Below are 18,039 nucleotides of genomic sequence, written 5' to 3' on the forward strand. Positions count from 1 at the left end.
CGATGTATCAGCCCGGCATGGCAGGACACCGCATGCGACTGCTCTGCCCCGCCATCCGATGACCAATTCAGCAACGAGAGAGATCGCTTGTCTTGACCAAAGACATGCTTCACTTTCCTCACCGTCTCCATGAAAGACAATCCATCTATGCGGACGCCAATCATGATACCGTCATTGCCGTTGCGTGCTTCTGCCGCGATCATGTATCCTCGAATGACACCGAAGATAACGGGGACATTGAAAATGGCGGGGACCGAGACATCCGAGTTTGGAGTGCTGGTGGTAGACGGCAGCGGTGCAGTAGCACACGCCTCCGGCTGCGCGAGCGATCAGCAGTTGCAGGCCAGCCTGCTCGCAGGATTGGCGGACAAGCGAACTCGTGGCAGCGGCATGATAGCGCTGGAGATGGGGCACCAACTGGTGGCCACCTACCGGGCCTATGCCAAATCAGTGGTATTCCTGATCCAGCCGTTCGGTACCAGATCGACGTTGTTCGACCTGATCGCCAGCGTCGATTTCGCTGATGCAATCTTCAGCCATCTGGTCGACAATCCCTACACCGCCATGGTGGTGGTTGATGAGCAGGCGCGCATAAAGTTCATCCCGCCTGTGCATGAGAAATTCTTCGGGCTCAAGCCCGGAGAAGCGAACGGCAGGCTCGTCACCGAGATAATAGAAAACACAAAGCTTCACGAAGTGGTCCGTTCGGGCAAGGGGGAAGTCGGCAAGCTGCAGGAACTCGGCGGCATCACGAGGGTAGTATCGCGCGTCCCGATAAAGAAAAATGGCATCACCGTCGGGGCGATAGGACAGGTCATGTTCAAGGAGCCGGAGACAGTACACCATCTCTCGCGGGAGGTTGCCCGGTTGCGCTCCGAAATCGAGTTCTACCGGAAGGAACTGTCCGGGATCGCGAGCAGCGGCTACGGCTTCGAGCAGATGGTCGGCGACAGCGACGCCATCCGCCAACTTAAATCCGACATACTCAAGGTCGCGCCACTGCAAGTGCCGGTGTTGATCGTGGGTGAGAGCGGAACCGGCAAGGAACTGGCGGCCCAGGCCATCCATGTACTCAGCCCACGCAACAAGAACCGGATGGTCATCGTCAATGCCGCCGCCCTCCCCGCCACCTTGGTTGAAAGTGAGTTGTTCGGCTATGAATCGGGCTCCTTCACTGGCGCCGAAAGAGGCGGCCGCAAAGGGAAGTTCGAGTTGGCCGACAACAGCTCGCTGTTCTTCGACGAGATGGGCGACATGCCGCCCGAAATTCAGGTCAAGCTGCTGCGTGTCCTGCAGGACGGCATGTTCGAGAGAGTCGGCGCCCAGCGCATCTGTCATTCCGATTTCCGACTGATCTCTGCCAGCAACCGCAACTTCCAGGAAATGATCGCCAACGGCGAGTTCCGCCTCGACCTGTATTACCGCATCAGCGGAGTCACCATCCGCATGCCTAGCCTGCGCGAGAGGCTGGAGGATCTTCCCCTGCTGGTCGAGCGGTTTCTGACGGCTTTCGCAAAGCGGCATCGCACCGGCGTCAAGCAGGTCGACCGGCGGGTATATGCTTATCTGGGCGAGCAATCCTGGCCGGGAAATGTCCGGCAGCTCCTGCATGAGGTGGAAAAAGCAGCCATCTTCTGCGATGGTCCCGAAATTACAATCGACAGCTTCCGGCTGATGACGGACATCCAACCGGAAAAATCAACATCTTCCACGCCGCCCGCAATTGCTGATGCGCCGGTAGCCGGTCGACCTGCGACTGATCTGTTACCGGCGACGCCCGCTGGCGCCGCTCCCGAAGCACCGCGCCGGATCCAGGATGCCATCGATATGCTGGAGAAAGCCATGATCCACGAGGCGATGAGCAAGTATCGCGGGAACAAGAAAAAAGTCGCAGAGGAACTGGGCATCTCGCGCGCTTATCTTTACAAAAAACTTCCGGTCGAATAAGCCTTTCGTCTATTCACAGCGTGGGGTTGCTGTCACCGCGGTAGGCAGAATCCTGTATTCGTGGTGAACAGAAAAGCCGAAACACATCGCCGTCAAGTGTCGGCCAGTACTCGTTCTACCGTTGGGCTCCCATCTTTCCCCCTCTCACGCAACGCCGGCAAAGGCGCACCTTCCGGTGATCGCCTTGCGCTTTGGCATGCGAATTGCTGTTCCTCCGGAATACTAATCACGCCCGGGTCGTTGACCCAGATGGAGGAAACAGATGGAGCCACATACAGAGCCGGACAACGACGCGGCCGTGAGTGATCAGGGGGCGACGCATTTTGGCGCCCTGCTGGGCTTTCAACACCGTGCGGCAGAAAGTGATACTGCCATCCTCGAACTCACGCTAAGGCCCTCTCACTGCAACAAGTACGGCACCGTACACGGCGGCGTGCTGATGGCCATGCTCGACGCCGCCGGACTTTGGGCTGGCGCGCCACAGGACGGCTCGTTGCCGCAGGGTGTAACGGCGGCACTCAATTGCAATTTCCTGCGCGGCGCGCGCTTCGGCGATGCAATCTCCTTGCGGGCAGAGGGCCGCATCGCCAAGCGCGGCCGCAGCATGTACTTCTCCTCCATCACAGTCACGGCGATGCCAGGCGATGTTCTGCTGGCGTCGGCACAAGGCGTATTCAGCACCCCTCAAGCCCATCCTAATGCCTAGCGGCGCCGTGCACACACCCACGCCCAACACAAACCGAACGCATTCACACTAATGCATGGAGTCGAATTGAAACAAGCACTCGAAGGAATCAAGGTACTCGACCTTTCACACGCCCTGGCCGGACCATACTGCTCGACGCTGCTGGCAGATTTTGGCGCCCAGGTTTTCAAAATCGAGCCACCGGGAACTGGCGAGATTTCGCGTTCCTGGGGACTCCCCCTTCCGGGCGGCGTGGAAAACGACTATTTCGCCAGCCTGCACCGCAACAAGAAGGGCATGGTACTCGACCTCAAAAACACCGCGGGCCGGGATCTGTTGCTGCGCATGATGGAGCGATGCGATATCGTGCTGGAGAACTTCCGGGTCGGCACCATGGACAAACTCGGCCTAGGCTACGAACAGGTGCGCCAGCGCCACCCCGGCATCGTCTACTGCAGTATCTCCGGCTACGGCCAGGACGGTCCCTACTGCGACCGTGCCGGCATGGATATGATCCTGCAGGCCGAGAGCGGCATGATGAGCGTCACCGGCGAACTGGGCGGGCGTGGCGTGCGCTGCGGGGTATCGATCGCCGACCTCACCGCCGGCAACAATGCTGCGATGGGAATCCTGTTCGCTCTGCGCGTCAAGGAAAATACAGGCGAGGGTCAGCACATCGACGTCTCGATGATGGAAGGACAGATGGCCCTGTTGAGCACAATCCTGGGAGCATATCTTTCCACGGGAGATATACCAGGGCCGATGGGAACCACGTACAAGCCAATCCTGCCCTACCAGACATTTCGCACGCGCTCCCGCGATCTGGCGCTTGCTGTCGGTACCGAGAAGCTCTGGCAGGACTTCTGCCCTGCGATCGGTTGTCCGGAACTGGCAAATGATCCGCGCTACGTCGACAACAGCACGCGCAATCGTCATCGGGAAAGCCTCATTACCCGACTGCAGGAAGTGTTCCTGACCAGAACCTACGAGGAGTGGGAGGAAGTCCTTGTACTGCGTGGCATACCGGTCGGCGCAATCAACAACCTCGAGGAACTGGTCAATCATCCGCAAGTCAGGGCACGCGGTTCCCTGGTGGAAGTTGACCACCCGCGGGCAGGCAAGCTACGCATGGTCGGCACCCCGATCCGTCTTTCTGGCACTCCTGCCACCATCCGTACCGCTGCGCCGCTGCTGGGTGAACATACGCGGGAGGTCCTGCGAGAACTGCTTTTACTGAGCGATCGCGAGTTGGAGGAATTGTGCCAGGATGGCGCGTTCGGTGAAGCAGCCCCCGCCATGATGGAGAACACATGATGACAAATCCTGTGATCCTTCGGCGCGAACAAGCCACCCTCGTAATCACCCTCAACCGGCCGGAACGACGCAACGCGTTCGACCTCGAAATGCGACAGGCTCTGGGCGAAGCCATACTCGCCGCCCGCGACTCCACTGACGTGAGAGCGGTCGTCCTGACCGGCGCAGGCGATCATTTCTCTGCTGGCGGAGACCTGAAAGCTCTGTCATCGCAGACCCTCGATCCGCATGCAGTGCGGGACCGCATCCGCCGCCTGCATCCCTGGTTCAGGGAATTGGTCAATCTGGAGAAGCCGGTCATCGCCGCAGTAGAAGGCGCAGCATTCGGCGGCGGATTTCACCTGACGCTAGCCTCGGATTTTGTCCTGGCCGCAAGCAACGCCCGTTTTTGCGCCGTGTTCGCCCGAATGGGGATGGTCCCCGATCTGGGCGGGCTCTACCTGCTCCCTCGCATCGTCGGCCTGCAGCGCGCCAAAGAAATCGTGTTCACCGCGCGCGAAATTGCCGCTGACGAAGCCGCAGCACTGGGCATCGCATTCGGGGTATATCCGCCCGGCAGTACGCTCACTCATGCGATGGAGCTGGCGGCGCGCATGGCGGACGCGCCCACTCAGGCGCTAGGAATGGCAAAGAACGTGTTGAACCGTTCGTTCAATCTCGATCAGGACACGCTTGCCGAACTCGAATCCTATGCGCAGGCGGTGGCCCTTCATTCCGACTATCACCGCGACGCAATCGAGCGCTTTATGGGCAAGAAGACGGCCCGCTTCAACTGGAACAATCGGAGCTAGTAAATGATCCGGAAGACGCCGGAATGTATTCGGCACTGCCAGTCGCGGGCTGACTGTACATCGAGTAGACACATCACACACGATCCGCCGCGGCCACAGCATTGAACGGCGCATTGCGAAATGAGCTAAATCAAGTGCGCGAACCGCATACAAATCAAGGACTTGCAGCGCACTGATGCCCCCACGCTGTGATAAACGCAGAGAGCATTGTCTGCACTGGCACATGCATTGCTAATGCAGCTTCGCACAACGACTTTTTCCAATACTTGCCGAAGGGGAGACAGATGACAGACAAATTGGTGACAACAACGCGAGAGGGCCCGGTAATGGTGATCCGCCTATCCAGCCCTGAAACGCGCAATTCGCTGACAGAGCCGCTGCGCGACGCACTCGGCATCGCTGTCAACGAAGCCGCGCTTGACCGCTCGGTGCGCGCCGTGTTCCTGACCGGTGAAGGCCCTTCGTTCTGCTCGGGAGGCGACCTCTTCGCACTGCAGAAGGCTTGCGACCCATGGCCGGTACACCGACGCTTCCGCAAGCTCAATTGCTGGCTGTCGCCGCTGATCAACTTGGACAAACCTGTCGTTGTCGGCGTCAATGGTCACGCTGTCGGCGGCGGCATGGGACTGGCACTCACGGGAGACGTGCTGATCGCAGGAGAAAGCGCGAAATTCGTCGCCGGTTTCTTTCGGCTCGGCGCCGTGCCGGACATCGCCACCCTGTACCACCTGCCGCGACTGATTGGCATGGCGAAAGCGAAGAATTTTTTGTTCAGCAACGGCACCTTCACCGCTCAGCAGGCCGCCGAACTGGGTCTGGTAGCACGAGTGGTACCGGACGACGAACTCTATGCCGCCGGTCTGGCGGAAGCTCAACGCATTGCACAGGGACCGGCTGAAGTGATGGGCTTGGCGAAGATACTGCTGGCACGCAGCTTCGAAACATCGCTGCCCGACATGCTCGCCTTCGAAGGGATGGGCCAGGCATTGGCAATGTCGAACCCTGAATTCCGGGAAGGACTGGCTGCCGCCATCGAACGCCGGTCGCCGGATTTTCTTGGCAGCGCCCAGAAGGACATGGCCAACTCGCAAGCGAGCCAGTCATGAGCGCACTACTTCCAGCACCAGTTACCAACCCGGACTCCCAACAGTACTGGCAAGGCGCACAAGATGAGCGCCTGCTGATCCGCAAATGCAAATTTTGCGGCGTCCTGCATTTCATGCCGCGCTATCTCTGTCCGTCCTGCTGGTCAACGGATCTTGAGTGGATTCAGGCCAGCGGCCGCGGAACCGTGCACAGCTATTCCGTGATCCGGCGGGCGTCGGACCCCGAATTTTCCGACCGCGTTCCCTATGTAGTCGCGCTGATCGACCTGGAGGAAGGGCCGCGCATGATGGCCAACATCCTCGGCGACGATGCGCTCGACATCAGGATTGGCCACCAGGTCGCGGTCTGCTTCGAGGAGCGCGCAGGGGGAGCCAAGGTCCCACAATTCAGACGCAGTGCCAGCAAGGAGGAAAACTAAAATGTCTGAATCAATAAATACGGCCAACAACTTGCGCAACAAGGTCGCAATTGTCGGCGTTGGCGAATCAGACATCGGTAAGGTGCCCGGTATGAGCGGGTTGGGCCTCAATGCGCAGGCGGCACGCCGCGCGCTCGACGACGCCGGGCTGAAGGTATCGGACATTGACGGTGTCCTGACTGCTTATTCCTTCACCGAACCCTACTTCATGCTGGGCAGCGTGATCTGCGAGTACCTCGGCATTCAGCCGCGCTACAACGCATCGATGGTGGTCGGTGGCGCCAGCCCTGCCGTCATGCTCAAACACGCAGCAGAAGCGATTGCAGCCGGCCAGTGCCATACGGTGCTGGTATGCGCTGGCGAAAACCGCGCCACCGGCCAGAGCCGGGATCAAGCGGTGAACGTCCTTCTTGCTGTGGGACATCCCTACTTCGAGCGTCCCTACGGCGGCTCGATTCCCGGCTTCTACGCCATGATCGCGCGCCGCCACATGGAAAAATTCGGAACCACTGAGGAACAACTGGCGAGCGTGGCAGTTACAGCCCGCCAGCACGCCCTGCTTCACCCCAATGCCCACATGAAAAAGGCGATCACGTTGGACGATGTGATGAATTCCAAGCCGATCGCCGATCCGCTGAAGATGCTCGATTGCTGCCTGCTTTCGGATGCCGGCGGCGCATTCATCGTGACGTCGGCAGAGCGAGCCAAAGACTTGCGAAGCGCACCGGCCTACTTGGCCGGAATCGGCGAGTTCCATACCCACGAACATCTGATGTGCGCGCCCAGCCTGACCGAATTCGGCGCGCGCCAATCCGGGAAGGCAGCCTACAGCATGGCCGGCCTGGGTCCATCCGATATCGACGTGGCACAACTTTATGACTGCTTCTCGATCGTCCCAGTCATCGAGCTCGAAGAGTTGGGCTTTTGCGCACCCGGCGAGGGCGGCCTCTATTACCAGGAAGGGCATGCCCGGATCGGCGGCACGATGCCGGTTAACACTCATGGCGGCATGCTGTCGCACGCCCATGCCGGCGCCGCCGGCGGGTTGTTCGGGATTGTCGAAGGAGTGCGCCAGTTGCGTGGAGGACTGGGTCCTCGCCAAGTGGAAGGTGCGGAGGTTGCTCTGGTACACAACGAGGGCGGAATCCTTTCTTCACACTGCACGCTAATCCTCACCAAAGACAAGCGCTAAGTCCTAAAAACAGTAACCAGGAGCCAAAGATGAGTACACCTGTCATTCGCGGGAAATATTTCGAGGACTTCGAGGTCGGTGTGGAATTCACCACGCCAGCTCGCACGATCACACAAACCGACATCGTTAACTTCGCCTGCCTTTCGGGCGACTTCAACGAAGTCCACACTAATTTCGAGTATTGCAAGACGACTGCCTTCGGCGAGCCAATCGCGCACGGCCCCATGGTCTACGCAGTTGCGGCAGGCCTGCAGTACGCCAGCGGCGTGAACGATGGCACCCTGCTTGCGCTATTGCAAATCGATGGCTGGAAGATGCTCGGACCGGTCAAGCACGGCGACACCATCCGTCTGGTGTCAACGGTGCTCGAAAAAAAGGCATCGAGTAAGCCCGATCGCGGAACGCTGAAATTCATGCGCCGGATCGTCAAACAGGACGGCTCGGTGGTGCAGGAAATGCAGGCGACGCTTCTGTACCGCCGGAGGCCGCAATGAGCAAGGCCAGTCAAGAAAAACCCTGCGGCGCGGTGGCGAGATGATGACGACAGCCAGTGCCGACTTCGGCCTGACCGAAGAACAAAAGATGATCCGCCGCAGCGTGCTCCCGATGCTTGCCGAAGTTCTTCCGCACGACAAGATAATGGAGATGGACGAAGCGCGAGAATTCCCCTTTGACGCCTATCGCGCGCTCGCCCAAGCTGGATGGATGGGCCTGCCGCATGAGGAAGCGTATGGCGGCTCGGACGGATCATACAAGGATCTCGCAATATTCGTCGAGACCGTCGCCTACCACAACGCCCAACTGGCATCGGCCTATCTTACCTCTGTCATCTACGGCGGCATGCAGGTCAAGCATGGAGCATCTGCTGCGTTGAAACGGGAAATCCTGCCAGGCATGATCGCTGGTGATATCCGACTGGCGCTGTGCATCACGGAACCGGAAACCGGCTCCGACGTAGCGTCGATCCGCACACGCGCAGTGCAGGATGGTGACGACTACCTGATCAGTGGCCAGAAGGTATACATCACCTGCGCGCACGTCGCACACCACTTGATCGTCGCGACCAAGACCGACCGGGATGCCGGGCACAAGGGCATTACGCTTTTTATGGTCGATGCTCGTTCGCCGGGGGTTTCTATTCGTCCACTCAAAGCGCTCGGCCGCCGCATGATCCACACCAACGAAGTCTATTTCGACGATGTTCGCGTTCCGGCCAGTCGGATGCTGGGGGAAAGAAACAACGGCTGGAGTGCCTTGATGCGCGGACTGAATCTGGAGCGTCTGTGCTTGGCGGCGGCCGCCTGCGGAAACATGATGCGCATCATCGACTATGCCGGCAGCTATGCCCGCGACCGTCAGCAATTCGGCAAACCCATCAGCAGCTTCCAGGCCATTTCCCACAAATTTGCAGACATGCAAATCATGGCGGAAAGCGCACGGGTGATGGTGCATCGGGTGGCTGACCTGCTCGACGCCGGCGAATCTCCCACGATGCAGACCGCTATCGCGAAGGTGCTGGCCACAGAGAACAACTCACGCTGCGCTGACATGGGAATCCAGATCATGGGTGGGGCAGGCTACATGATGGAACACGAGATGCAGATGTATTTCCGGGACGCCCGGGTGGGCGCCATTGGTGGCGGCACCAGCGAAATCATGCGTACTGTCATCGCCAAGCAGATGGGCCTTTAGCAGTTCGACGATCCGGTTCGCAACAACCGGCCGTCCATCCAAGCGCAACCATACATACACAGACGGAGACAACAAATGAAAATAGAATCCACGAGAAGACTGATTCTGGCCTGCGCAGTGACGCTGAGCACCACCTCAGTAGCGTGGGCCCAGAGCTTTCCATCGAAGCCAATACGCCTGGTCGTCCCGTTCGCCGCTGGTGGGCCGACCGATATCCTTTCCCGCACCTATGCCAAGGGACTATCCGAGGTGCTCAAGCAAACGGTCGTGGTGGAAAACAAGCCGGGCGCCGGCGGTAACCTGGGCGTCGACACCGTAGCCAAGGCGGTCCCGGACGGCTACACGATTGGCTTCGCTACTATCGGCCCGCTGGCGGTAAACGTGACACTGTTTGGCAATTTGCCCTATGACCCCGTAAAAGATATCGCCCCGATAACGCGCTTCGCCTTCGTTCCCAACGTGTTGCTCGCGCATCCAAGCCTGGGGGTCAAAAACTTGAACGAACTGATCCGCTTGATCAAGTCCAATCCTGACAAGTACAACTATGCTTCCGGCGGCAACGGCACCACGCAGCATTTAGGCGGCGAGATGCTCAAGGCCATGGCGCAACTCAAGCTGCCCCACATCCCCTACAAGGGCGAAGGCCCGGCCATGACGGATGTGCTGGGCGGCCAGGTTCCCATGACTTTCTCCAGCATCGCCGCCGGAATGCAGCACATAAAGGCAGGCAAATTAGTGCCAATTGCCGTTACCTCGGCGCAGCGAAGCCCTGCCTTGCCAAACGTGCCGACGGTGGCGGAGATGGGCTTCCCCGGCTACGAAGCCACCGCGTGGTATGGCGTCATTGCCCCAGCTGGCACGCCCAGCGACATCATCCAGAAGCTGCATGCCGCAAGCGTAAAGGTGATCAACTCACCGGAAGTCACGGAAAGGCTGGCTGCCGGCGGTGGCACGCCTGCGCCGACTTCGCCCGAGGCATTCGGGGCCTTCATCCAATCTGAAATTCCGCGCTGGGCTCAGGCAATCAAGGCGGCCGGCGCGCGAGTCGACTGAGCTTGGGCGGCTGCAATGTCCCACTACATTGACGTGTGAAATCCATGAGTCTGATGGCGCAAAACTTCAGACCCTGGAAAATTAATCGAGTCCTGTCGACACCATAGGCGGGTTGCCCCGCCTGTTTGCAGGGAGCCAACACTTGCGCGGCTCAGCCGCCGCAAGCTCAGAAATTTGAAAAGCACATGAACGAGACTGAATCAGTTTTTGCCGGACTTCGCGTTCTGGACGTCGGTAGCTTCATTGCATCGCCGGCCGCCGCGACTGTCTTGTCGGACTTCGGCGCACAGGTGATCAAGATCGAGCCCCCGGGTAGCGGAGATCCATATCGGGCCTTGGCTAATCAACCAGGCTATCCACAGAGCCCGCATAACTACTGTTGGTCGCTCGACGGACGCAACAAACGTAGCCTAGCATTGAACCTGGCCGGGTCGGAAGGTCAAGAGGTTTTGCATCGACTGGTCCAGACAGCTGATGTGTTCGTGACCAACGCCCCTCTGGCTAGCCGGGATCGGCTGGGTATCGACCATCAGCAGCTGGCGAAACTGAACGGGCGGTTGATCTATGCTTCGTTCACCGCATACGGCGAGGTCGGGGATGAGGCTCATCTGACGGGATTCGACTCAACCGCCTGGTGGGGTCGATCAGGCTTGATGGACCACGTACGGCCTGACAGCCAGAGTCCACCAGCACGATCGGCGCCAGGAATGGGGGACCATCAGTCCGCTCTGTCCTTGTTCGGTGCGATCGTCACAGCCCTGTACCGCCGCGAACGCACGGGCACGGGTGCCTATGTAGGTTCATCACTGATTGCCAACGGGGCATGGTCCAACAGCTGTCTGCTGCAAGCTGCATTGTGTGGTGCCAACTTCAGCGAAAAACCTCCACGCACCGAGGCCAAAATCCCCCTGTCCAATCACTATCGATGCCGTGATGGTCGCTGGATCATCCTCAGCATGAGCGTCAGTCCCGTGCAGGAAGAACGGAGTTGGCCGGCATTCGCCCAAGCCATTAGCCACCCTGACTGGGTTGAAGATCCTCGCTTCGCTACTAGGTCAGCGAGGATGAAGAACCATGAGCAATTGGTTTCCGCGCTTGATGATGCCTTTGGCATTCGGGACGCTCGGGATTGGCGTGACGCACTCGCGGCAATCGGCGTGAGCGTTGGAATCGTTGCTCGCGCAGAGGATCTTGTTGATGACCGACAAATGCTTGCAACCGGTGTTTTCGTTCCTCTTCCGGGAGGCGATGGAGCAGAGTTAACGGTCAGCAGTCCATTCTGGCTCGCTGAGTCAGCCAAAGTTACCGCGCGCCCCGCACCGAGTGTGGGTCAGCACACTGACGAAGTATTGCGTGAGCTCGGCTTTGACTTCCCGCACATTGAGTTATTGCGTGCGGCCGGCACGGTCGCCTGATTTCAAACCTCTTTGGAAGATTACAGTGAAAAATATTTCTACCGCTTTTGTCCGCCGGTTCCGCTCAGCGCTTCTAGGATTGGCAACCCTGGCATGCTTCAGTACTGGCGAAGTCCTGGCACAGGATTACCCGAACCGGTCGATTCGTATCGTTGTGCCATTTTCCGCAGGCGGTCCGACCGATGCTCAAGCACGAGCACTGGCACTCAAGCTGAGCGAGGAGTTCAAGCAAAGCGTCTTTGTCGAAAATCGTCCGGGCGGGGCGAGCAACATTGGAACCGGCGCTGTAGCAAAGGCAACGCCTGACGGCTATACCCTGCTCTTCTGCAGTGCAACGCTGGCAATAAATCCGAGTCTCTTCGACAAGTTGCCGTTCAATGCACTTAAGGATTTCGCTCCAATAACGCTTTTCTCCTTTGTCCCTAGCGTCCTGGCAACTCATCCAGGAGTGCCGGCGCGCGACCTCAAAGAGTTGCTCTCTCTGCTCAGGGCCAACCCTGAGAAATACAGTTTTGCATCAGGCGGTACCGGCTCTACTCAGCAACTGGCTGGCGAACGTATGAAGCTCATGGCTGGAGTGCAGGCGATCCACGTCCCTTACAAGGGGGAAGCGCCAGCCATGTCAGACCTCCTTGGCGGACAGGTTCCGATGATTTTCGCTAGCATTGCGACCGCTGCGCCGCACATTAAATCGGGCAGGATAAGAGCGATAGCGGTGACCTCGGCCAAACGCAATCCGGCCCTGCCCAATGTACCGGCAATGGCTGAATCCGGATTACCGGGTTTCGACGTGATGGCCTGGTTCGGCATTCTGGCGCCTGCCGGGACGCCACGCGAAATAGTCCAGAAGCTTAACGCCGCCATGGTCAAAATTATCCAGTCGGAAGAGATCAGCGCAAAGATAATCGCTCAAGGAGGCGCACCTGCAGCGAACAGTCCTGAGGAGTTCTCTGCTTTCCTTAATGCCGAGGTACCACGCTGGTCAAAGCTGATCAAGGAGTCAGGCGTCACGGTGAACTAACACGCAAGCGACATGACTCACATTCTTTGAGCCTGTAGTCGCAGTCACTGGCCTCCTGCATTCAAGTGTGCGGGAAGCCAGTAATTTAGCGGCTTAGGTCCCACAAAATTTCATCCGTGTGCTGCCCTGACCGGGGGTGGGCCAAGCCGGATTGCTCCGGGCAAATCGGACATCAGGATCGGCATGCCCGGGAAGGTCCGCACACCCTCGCAGTCATGCTGCAGCGTTGAAAAGAAGGTGACGTCTAAAGGTGCCGATCAAGCCGCAGCGCATCCAGGTCGTACGCTGGGCTTGTCCGGATATCCGATTCGCTCAGAAGCGCCGACCAGTCGGCCGTCGTCCTGTTTTGAAGTACGTCTGCGACGATTTCGTACAGCGCATCGATATTCGCATCCTGCTGCGGATGTCGCCAAAGCGCGTGTCCTCAAGCAATTCGTCCAGTTCAAACAGGGTGAACAGCCCCATCCACTGCGGCTTAATATTTGTGCGTTTGTTGGGTGGGGTCTCACTTGACAAAATTGTGACTACTTGAATCTTCCACAACTCCAGCCCCCCGTTGGCCGGTCAAATTCCCCCACTCTTGGCCACCCCAAATTCACCCGGCCTCTGATCGTTTGTCGGTGCTGTAAAGCAGGCGCCGGCGGCGACCACAGGGAGCATCCCGCTGGCGGGTCTGATAGCAATGTGTAAGCTAGTCCCTTCTGCCAGAAGTCCCATGGTTGTCGCAGCGGGCATCCTGTCGATCAATCTAATCCTGGTGTTTCACGAAGGACAGAAAGCGGCGCAAGCCCAATGGCAGCCAGTCAAAGAGAAGCTTGTCGTGATGCTCTTGGAGGCCAAGCGAAACTGCAAAGAACTGATACAACAGAACGTTGCCCTCCCCAATGAGAAGGAGAGCGAACAACGGCTTTGGGGAAAAAAGGTCGAGGACTTGATTTCGGAAGCACAACGAGACCGCGCGGCGCTAATGCAAAGGAACGCCGTCCTCCTCAATGAGAAGGAAAGCGAACAACGATCCTGGGTAAGAAAAGTCGACCAATCGTTGAGAGAACTTAACGAAACGAGATGCCTTCTGAGGAAAGTTGAGAAAAGGTGCAAATTATTAGAGCGGGGTGCTCGAGCCACCGTTGCGACCGCCCTTGTCGTCGGCGCCATCTCGTTCGCTTGGCCGCTCCTCTCAACATAATGAAATGGGCCGTCCACGAGCCCTTCGAGAAAAAAAGGTAGAAAGGGGCCCTGTTTTCCCGGCGACAGCCGAGACAGTTCCCCAGCTGCAGCTAGGCCGTATAACCAAAGCCTCGTCACGACTGCCAGGGTACAGCGCCCCGCACATAAAGCGTGTTCCATTGGCGGTCGCCGCTCCAATGACACATGCAATTCACTACGTTCGTGTTAGCCCCGAGGGCAGTCCGGACCAAGTAAGCCTGCTGGTTTCGAAAATTTCTACTCAATCGAATTCGGTCGCCAGTATGGATGCCAGCGCGGTCATTTACAGCCTGATGTTGACCTGTCGTGCTTGCGATGTCGAGCCCTATGCCTATTTGCAGCCTGTCCTGACGGCGCTTCCCAAGCGCAAGGCCGGTGAGGATGTCACCGATCTGCTGCCCTTCAATTACACCAAGGCCTGAATCCGCACTCCCGTTAGCGCATTTGGCGCAACGGTCAAGGTGGCCCGCGCTGATCCCGTACCGCTCCGACACTCCGCCCGAATCTCGGTTCTGGCGGTTTTTTTTTTGTGCCTTTCGCTGTCTCGATCGCGCGCTCCCGAGCAAGCGAAGAAACACACTTATCGCCCGCAAACCCGCGTCAATACACAGCTTCGGGCCTTGAATGCTCAAGAGGGCAGCAGAGAAAGGAGAGAGAGAAATGGCGGGCTGTGCGCCTGGAACGGCGACTTCGGGAGTGGTGTGCACAAGAGGAAAAGGCGCGAAACTGCGCCAACACTGGGGGAACGGGCAAAAAAAATCCCAATATGGTGGCGGATAGTTGACCATGTGCCGACTAGCCTCTCGAGCTTATGAGCACTGGTGCGGGTTGCTACGGAATCGTGAGAAAACGCCAGCTTCAGACTTGCCTGTCAAAGTTTGTGACGCTTCCGGCCCGTGGGTCAGCGTTTGGTGCTCGCATCCTCAATCGCTTTAGTCATGGCAGCATGTTCCCATTTCACGGCCTTGCATCCATTTTGCTGAAACGCTGGTGGCGTTCTGGCAGGCGGCGTGTCGCCTTTGTAAACACCGATGACGCCCTTGCCACGCTTTACGCTTTCCTCGATCTCCCAATTGACCCACTTGCTGGAGGCGGTCTTGTCGGTCAGATAGACCAGCGAGACTGAGCAGCGATCGATCTTCTCGCGGATATTCCGCTTGATGTAATCGGCATTGTTGCTGTCATAGGGTTCTTTGACCGAATGATCATCGAACTGCAGGTCCAACTTATCGTTTTTGGCTTGGCCGCGAAGCAGATTCACTTCGTCTAGATCTTCATGGTCAAAGCTGATGAAAACGTGCCTGCTGACGTCCCCTTTGGCTTCGGCGAGCCGTTGCTTCACCTTGTCTTCCAGGCTTTTGATATCTGAGCTGAACAAACCGCCACCGGAACCACCGCCCATGTTTATTCTCCTTCGTTGAACTGAAATTCGAGACAGGCAATGCAGCGACCACACGGTTCTGTGTCTCCGGTATGGCACGAGTAGGTACCGCTGACGCCCTTTTCCGTTGCAAGCCTCACAACATCGACTTTGCCAAATTCGATCAGGGGCGTCAGGACCTTGATCCGACGCCCCATCGCCGCCTCTATGGCCTGCTCTGCCTGTACAAGAAAGGGCTGACGCTGATCCGGAAACAGGCTGAACTGTTCGGCCAGCAAGCCAATGGCGACCGACGATGCGCCAACTTGATAGGCGTATGCGCTACCCATAAGCAAGAACAGCAGATTCCGGCCTGGCGTAAAAGCGTCTTCCTTGACGTCCATTCCCGTGTTCGTCAGGCCCGATGCGATAACTTGGCCGAAGCCGCTGAGGTCCATCTTCGTGGGTTCGGGTAGTCCAAGCTGCCGGTGAACGACTTGGCATGTCGCCCACTCCTTGGCGGCGGCCCGCTGTCCGTAGTCGATGAACAAGGGGAAGTGTTCGATATGGTCTGCCTTGGCCATGACACCAATCAGGGTTGAGTCCAGACCGCCCGAAACAAGATTCACAAAGCTCACAGGTAGGCCTCCCGCTTTGCAACGCGCATCGTCAGCCAGGTTGCCAAATCGACGCAGCCAAGCGAGTGTCCAAATCGGGAAGCTATCTCGCGAAACGTGTCTTCGATTTCTTCGTAGCAGGACAGGCGCCCCAGCCTGTTCGGTGCAACCCTGAGCCCGCTCGTCAGATGGAGGTAATCGAGCACGTGCACATCCAGCACGGCAAGATCGGCGCAGTAACCCACCCGCCGCAAGAAGAGGCTCGCCTGTTTGGGTCCGAAACCCCAAACGCTCAGCATCAAGGCCTTGCGCGCATCCTTGGCGCCTTCGGCGGCAAACAGCAGCCTGCGCAGGGAGTCTCCCTTGCCGTAAATCTCCGCCACCGTGGTGGCGAGCAATGACGCTAGCCGGTTCCGGAATCGGGCGTGCACCCGACGCACAGCCCCGTCCTTGCCGGCCAATGACAACGGCTGACTGAGCGCATCGAGAATCCGTGCTTCGTAGTCGGCTATGTCTCCCAGCTTTGTAGAGAGCAGCATGCCCTGATTCCTCAGTCGGTCTGCGGTGGCCACAGCCAACTCGAACTGCATTTGGCTGCAAAAGATGCAAATAGACGCTTCGTACAGCAGCTCGTCCTCGGTCAGCAGTCGCCAGTCCGGCGCTGAACTGCCTTGTGCATTGATCTCGCTGCACATGGCGTCAATGGTGCGATTGATGATGTCGGCGTTCATGACATTCTCCAGTCGAATGCTGCAGCGCAGTGCCGAAACACATGCGCGGGAAAGTTCAGACGGCAGAAGTCGACCACCGTCCCGTTGGCGATCGCCGCCCGCAGCCGTTGCATCCACGAAGCATAGAACTCCAGGTTATGCGCCAGCGTGCGCGCCTGAAACGAAAGCCCGGCCTCGGACCAGGCAGTCTGTCTGGTAAAGAAGTCCGCCTGCGACAGGTGATAGAGCAGCGCCGTTTCATGATCGACAACGGTTTGGCACCATTCCAGGCCATCAAAGCTGTCCGCGCCCATCGCCGAGTACAGGGCAATCGAAATCGGGTTGCCCGTACCGAGCAGGTGCAAGGCCACGTAGCGTCCCAGTTTGTCGAGCTCGTTGCGAATGGCAACCACCGCACGGGCGCGGTCGATCACGCCATTACCAAGGCGGCGCTCTGCAACGGCCAGCATTGAAACACCAGTCTGGTTGGCGACGGCACTACACAGACCGGGCAAGTCGCTCGCTTGGGCATGAATGATTGGCACCACCTGACACGCACCGGCCGCTGCTTGATCGTCGCTCCACCGTCCCGCCAGCAGCGCAACGTGCTCAGCGAAATCGGCAGGTGGTTGCTGCTCGTCAAAGCCGAAGGCAAGATCGCAGGGAAAGGCGCCCAACATCTTGTGGAATTCGGGCTGCAGCCATTGCTGCTTGGCATCCTTCCAGAAACTCTCGTAGTTGCCGGAATCCATCAGAGTCACCGCACCGGCATCGCGCGACGCTTGCAGCAACTTGGCGGCATCGGCCGATTGCGTAAGAGCGGCCAGATCAAAGGCGGACACCAGGTACTGCCCATTCAAGCCCACCAGCGAGGAGAGCACCTGCAGGTAATCCTGCGGTTGCAGCGCCGTTTTCACCGATGAGATCGAGGGAAAGTAAACGGGCAGCGGGGGGGCCTTGCCGCCGATGTCCAGCTCCAGCAGACGGGCCACAGTCATCCCTTGTTCTCCGTCTTGGCGAGGGCAACGCGCCGGTTTTCGTTGAACCAGTTGGCGTGCTCCGTCGAGACGTGTTCTTCCACCCGTTCGGCAAGCTGAATCAAGCGCTCAGGTTCTGGCAAGCCGCGATAGGGGCCGGCGGCGGACAGGAAGAGATACTTCTCGTGCTTCAGCCGCTCTGCCGTGGCGCGATAGGTCACCCACAGCGTGGAATACTGGTTCATTTGCTGCACGGCCTCCAGCAAGGCGATTGCAGTGCCCGAGATGGCCGTAGCCCATTTCGCCAGATCTGCGGGCAAGAGGCTCATCACCGGAATCAGCACTGCCAGGGCCACCTGCGCGAGCTTCAGCCGCTTGTACCAGCGTTGACTGAGCAGACTCTTGTTGTCATACCACTGCATCTGGTCTTCCAGTCGCAGCCAGGCCGGATGCGCAGCGGCAAAGTCAGGCACGGCGATACCCGGCTCCGTAGTGTTGTTGTTGTCCCTGCTGGCCATAGCGTTCCGCTCCTTA

The 18,039-nt window shown here is 58.6% G+C and carries 18 protein-coding genes and 1 pseudogene; 14 read left to right on the top strand and 5 right to left on the bottom strand.

What is annotated here, in order from left to right; all coding sequences use genetic code 11:
• Positions 1–129: 129 nt before the first annotated feature.
• From FVE66_RS17290 to FVE66_RS17355, 14 genes and pseudogenes are all read left to right on the top strand, one after another.
• The gene (locus tag FVE66_RS17290; protein WP_241673257.1) at positions 130–1,947 is read left to right on the top strand and encodes a sigma-54 interaction domain-containing protein; all 1,818 of its coding nucleotides are present in this window, start codon (positions 130–132) and stop codon (positions 1,945–1,947) included.
• A 262-nt stretch (positions 1,948–2,209) separates the two neighbouring features.
• A complete protein-coding gene (locus FVE66_RS17295) occupies positions 2,210–2,653 on the top strand; it encodes a PaaI family thioesterase (protein ID WP_151448719.1) in 444 nt (147 codons plus the stop codon).
• 66 nt (positions 2,654–2,719) lie between these two features.
• Positions 2,720–3,946 carry a CaiB/BaiF CoA transferase family protein gene (locus FVE66_RS17300; protein ID WP_161993330.1) on the top strand — a complete coding sequence of 409 codons (1,227 nt, stop codon included), beginning with the start codon at positions 2,720–2,722 and terminating at the stop codon, positions 3,944–3,946.
• Positions 3,946–4,737, top strand: coding sequence for an enoyl-CoA hydratase/isomerase family protein (locus tag FVE66_RS17305; protein WP_151448785.1), 792 nt, complete (start codon positions 3,946–3,948; stop codon positions 4,735–4,737). Before FVE66_RS17300 ends, FVE66_RS17305 begins: the two co-directional genes overlap by 1 nt.
• A gap of 284 nt (positions 4,738–5,021) precedes the next feature.
• Positions 5,022–5,843 (top strand): enoyl-CoA hydratase/isomerase family protein, encoded by an 822-nt coding sequence (locus FVE66_RS17310; protein ID WP_151448721.1) that lies wholly within the window; start codon positions 5,022–5,024, stop codon positions 5,841–5,843.
• A complete protein-coding gene (locus FVE66_RS17315) occupies positions 5,840–6,262 on the top strand; it encodes a Zn-ribbon domain-containing OB-fold protein (RefSeq protein ID WP_151448722.1) in 423 nt (140 codons plus the stop codon). Before FVE66_RS17310 ends, FVE66_RS17315 begins: the two co-directional genes overlap by 4 nt.
• Before the next feature lies 1 nt (position 6,263).
• A complete protein-coding gene (locus tag FVE66_RS17320; protein ID WP_151448723.1) occupies positions 6,264–7,454 on the top strand; it encodes a thiolase C-terminal domain-containing protein in 1,191 nt (396 codons plus the stop codon).
• Between the two features lie 29 nt (positions 7,455–7,483).
• Positions 7,484–7,948: a MaoC/PaaZ C-terminal domain-containing protein gene (locus FVE66_RS17325; RefSeq protein WP_151448724.1), complete on the top strand. Its 465-nt coding sequence runs from the start codon at positions 7,484–7,486 to the stop codon at positions 7,946–7,948.
• Positions 7,949–7,988: 40 nt separating this feature from the next.
• A complete protein-coding gene (locus FVE66_RS17330; RefSeq protein WP_338325398.1) occupies positions 7,989–9,146 on the top strand; it encodes an acyl-CoA dehydrogenase family protein in 1,158 nt (385 codons plus the stop codon).
• 75 nt (positions 9,147–9,221) lie between these two features.
• Positions 9,222–10,199, top strand: coding sequence for a Bug family tripartite tricarboxylate transporter substrate binding protein (locus FVE66_RS17335; RefSeq protein WP_151448725.1), 978 nt, complete (start codon positions 9,222–9,224; stop codon positions 10,197–10,199).
• Between the two features lie 185 nt (positions 10,200–10,384).
• Entirely contained in the window at positions 10,385–11,614 is a 1,230-nt protein-coding gene (locus FVE66_RS17340) for a CaiB/BaiF CoA transferase family protein (RefSeq protein WP_151448726.1), read from the top strand.
• A 25-nt stretch (positions 11,615–11,639) separates the two neighbouring features.
• Positions 11,640–12,635: a tripartite tricarboxylate transporter substrate binding protein gene (locus tag FVE66_RS17345; protein WP_241673258.1), complete on the top strand. Its 996-nt coding sequence runs from the start codon at positions 11,640–11,642 to the stop codon at positions 12,633–12,635.
• A 715-nt stretch (positions 12,636–13,350) separates the two neighbouring features.
• Entirely contained in the window at positions 13,351–13,821 is a 471-nt protein-coding gene (locus FVE66_RS17350; protein ID WP_151448727.1) for a hypothetical protein, read from the top strand.
• 283 nt (positions 13,822–14,104) lie between these two features.
• Positions 14,105–14,263: pseudogene (locus FVE66_RS17355) on the top strand (transposase domain-containing protein); the annotation flags it as partial.
• Between the two features lie 479 nt (positions 14,264–14,742).
• Here the strand turns inward: FVE66_RS17355 and FVE66_RS17360 are convergent.
• The 5 genes from FVE66_RS17360 to FVE66_RS17380 are packed head-to-tail and all read right to left on the bottom strand — an operon-like array spanning position 14,743 to position 18,023.
• The gene (locus FVE66_RS17360; protein WP_151448728.1) at positions 14,743–15,243 is read right to left on the bottom strand and encodes a TIR domain-containing protein; all 501 of its coding nucleotides are present in this window, start codon (positions 15,241–15,243) and stop codon (positions 14,743–14,745) included.
• 2 nt (positions 15,244–15,245) lie between these two features.
• A complete protein-coding gene (locus FVE66_RS17365) occupies positions 15,246–15,839 on the bottom strand; it encodes a 7-cyano-7-deazaguanine synthase (protein ID WP_151448729.1) in 594 nt (197 codons plus the stop codon).
• On the bottom strand, positions 15,836–16,549 hold the full coding sequence (locus FVE66_RS17370) for an 8-oxoguanine DNA glycosylase (RefSeq protein ID WP_151448730.1): 714 nt from the start codon (positions 16,547–16,549) through the stop codon (positions 15,836–15,838). Before FVE66_RS17370 ends, FVE66_RS17365 begins: the two co-directional genes overlap by 4 nt.
• On the bottom strand, positions 16,546–17,526 hold the full coding sequence (locus FVE66_RS17375) for a hypothetical protein (RefSeq protein WP_151448731.1): 981 nt from the start codon (positions 17,524–17,526) through the stop codon (positions 16,546–16,548). Before FVE66_RS17375 ends, FVE66_RS17370 begins: the two co-directional genes overlap by 4 nt.
• Positions 17,523–18,023 (bottom strand): DUF4231 domain-containing protein, encoded by a 501-nt coding sequence (locus FVE66_RS17380; protein ID WP_206668786.1) that lies wholly within the window; start codon positions 18,021–18,023, stop codon positions 17,523–17,525. The genes FVE66_RS17375 and FVE66_RS17380 overlap by 4 nt, the downstream gene beginning before the upstream one ends.
• Positions 18,024–18,039 lie beyond the last annotated feature (16 nt).

This window comes from Lacisediminimonas profundi (assembly GCF_008831265.1).
Lineage (GTDB): Bacteria > Pseudomonadota > Gammaproteobacteria > Burkholderiales > Burkholderiaceae_D > Lacisediminimonas > Lacisediminimonas profundi.

Bases quoted from the DNA above. Each gene is read 5' to 3' on its own strand.
- FVE66_RS17295 (WP_151448719.1), top strand. From the start codon at position 2,210: ATGGAGCCACATACAGAGCCGGACAACGACGCGGCCGTGAGTGATCAG.
- FVE66_RS17340 (WP_151448726.1), top strand. From the start codon at position 10,385: ATGAACGAGACTGAATCAGTTTTTGCCGGACTTCGCGTTCTGGACGTC.
- FVE66_RS17370 (WP_151448730.1), bottom strand. From the start codon at position 16,549: ATGAACGCCGACATCATCAATCGCACCATTGACGCCATGTGCAGCGAG.
- FVE66_RS17290 (WP_241673257.1), top strand. From the start codon at position 130: ATGAAAGACAATCCATCTATGCGGACGCCAATCATGATACCGTCATTG.
- FVE66_RS17320 (WP_151448723.1), top strand. From the start codon at position 6,264: ATGTCTGAATCAATAAATACGGCCAACAACTTGCGCAACAAGGTCGCA.
- FVE66_RS17360 (WP_151448728.1), bottom strand. From the start codon at position 15,243: ATGGGCGGTGGTTCCGGTGGCGGTTTGTTCAGCTCAGATATCAAAAGC.
- FVE66_RS17305 (WP_151448785.1), top strand. From the start codon at position 3,946: ATGACAAATCCTGTGATCCTTCGGCGCGAACAAGCCACCCTCGTAATC.
- FVE66_RS17315 (WP_151448722.1), top strand. From the start codon at position 5,840: ATGAGCGCACTACTTCCAGCACCAGTTACCAACCCGGACTCCCAACAG.
- FVE66_RS17380 (WP_206668786.1), bottom strand. From the start codon at position 18,023: ATGGCCAGCAGGGACAACAACAACACTACGGAGCCGGGTATCGCCGTG.
- FVE66_RS17330 (WP_338325398.1), top strand. From the start codon at position 7,989: ATGATGACGACAGCCAGTGCCGACTTCGGCCTGACCGAAGAACAAAAG.
- FVE66_RS17310 (WP_151448721.1), top strand. From the start codon at position 5,022: ATGACAGACAAATTGGTGACAACAACGCGAGAGGGCCCGGTAATGGTG.
- FVE66_RS17325 (WP_151448724.1), top strand. From the start codon at position 7,484: ATGAGTACACCTGTCATTCGCGGGAAATATTTCGAGGACTTCGAGGTC.
- FVE66_RS17335 (WP_151448725.1), top strand. From the start codon at position 9,222: ATGAAAATAGAATCCACGAGAAGACTGATTCTGGCCTGCGCAGTGACG.
- FVE66_RS17350 (WP_151448727.1), top strand. From the start codon at position 13,351: ATGGTTGTCGCAGCGGGCATCCTGTCGATCAATCTAATCCTGGTGTTT.
- FVE66_RS17375 (WP_151448731.1), bottom strand. From the start codon at position 17,526: ATGACTGTGGCCCGTCTGCTGGAGCTGGACATCGGCGGCAAGGCCCCC.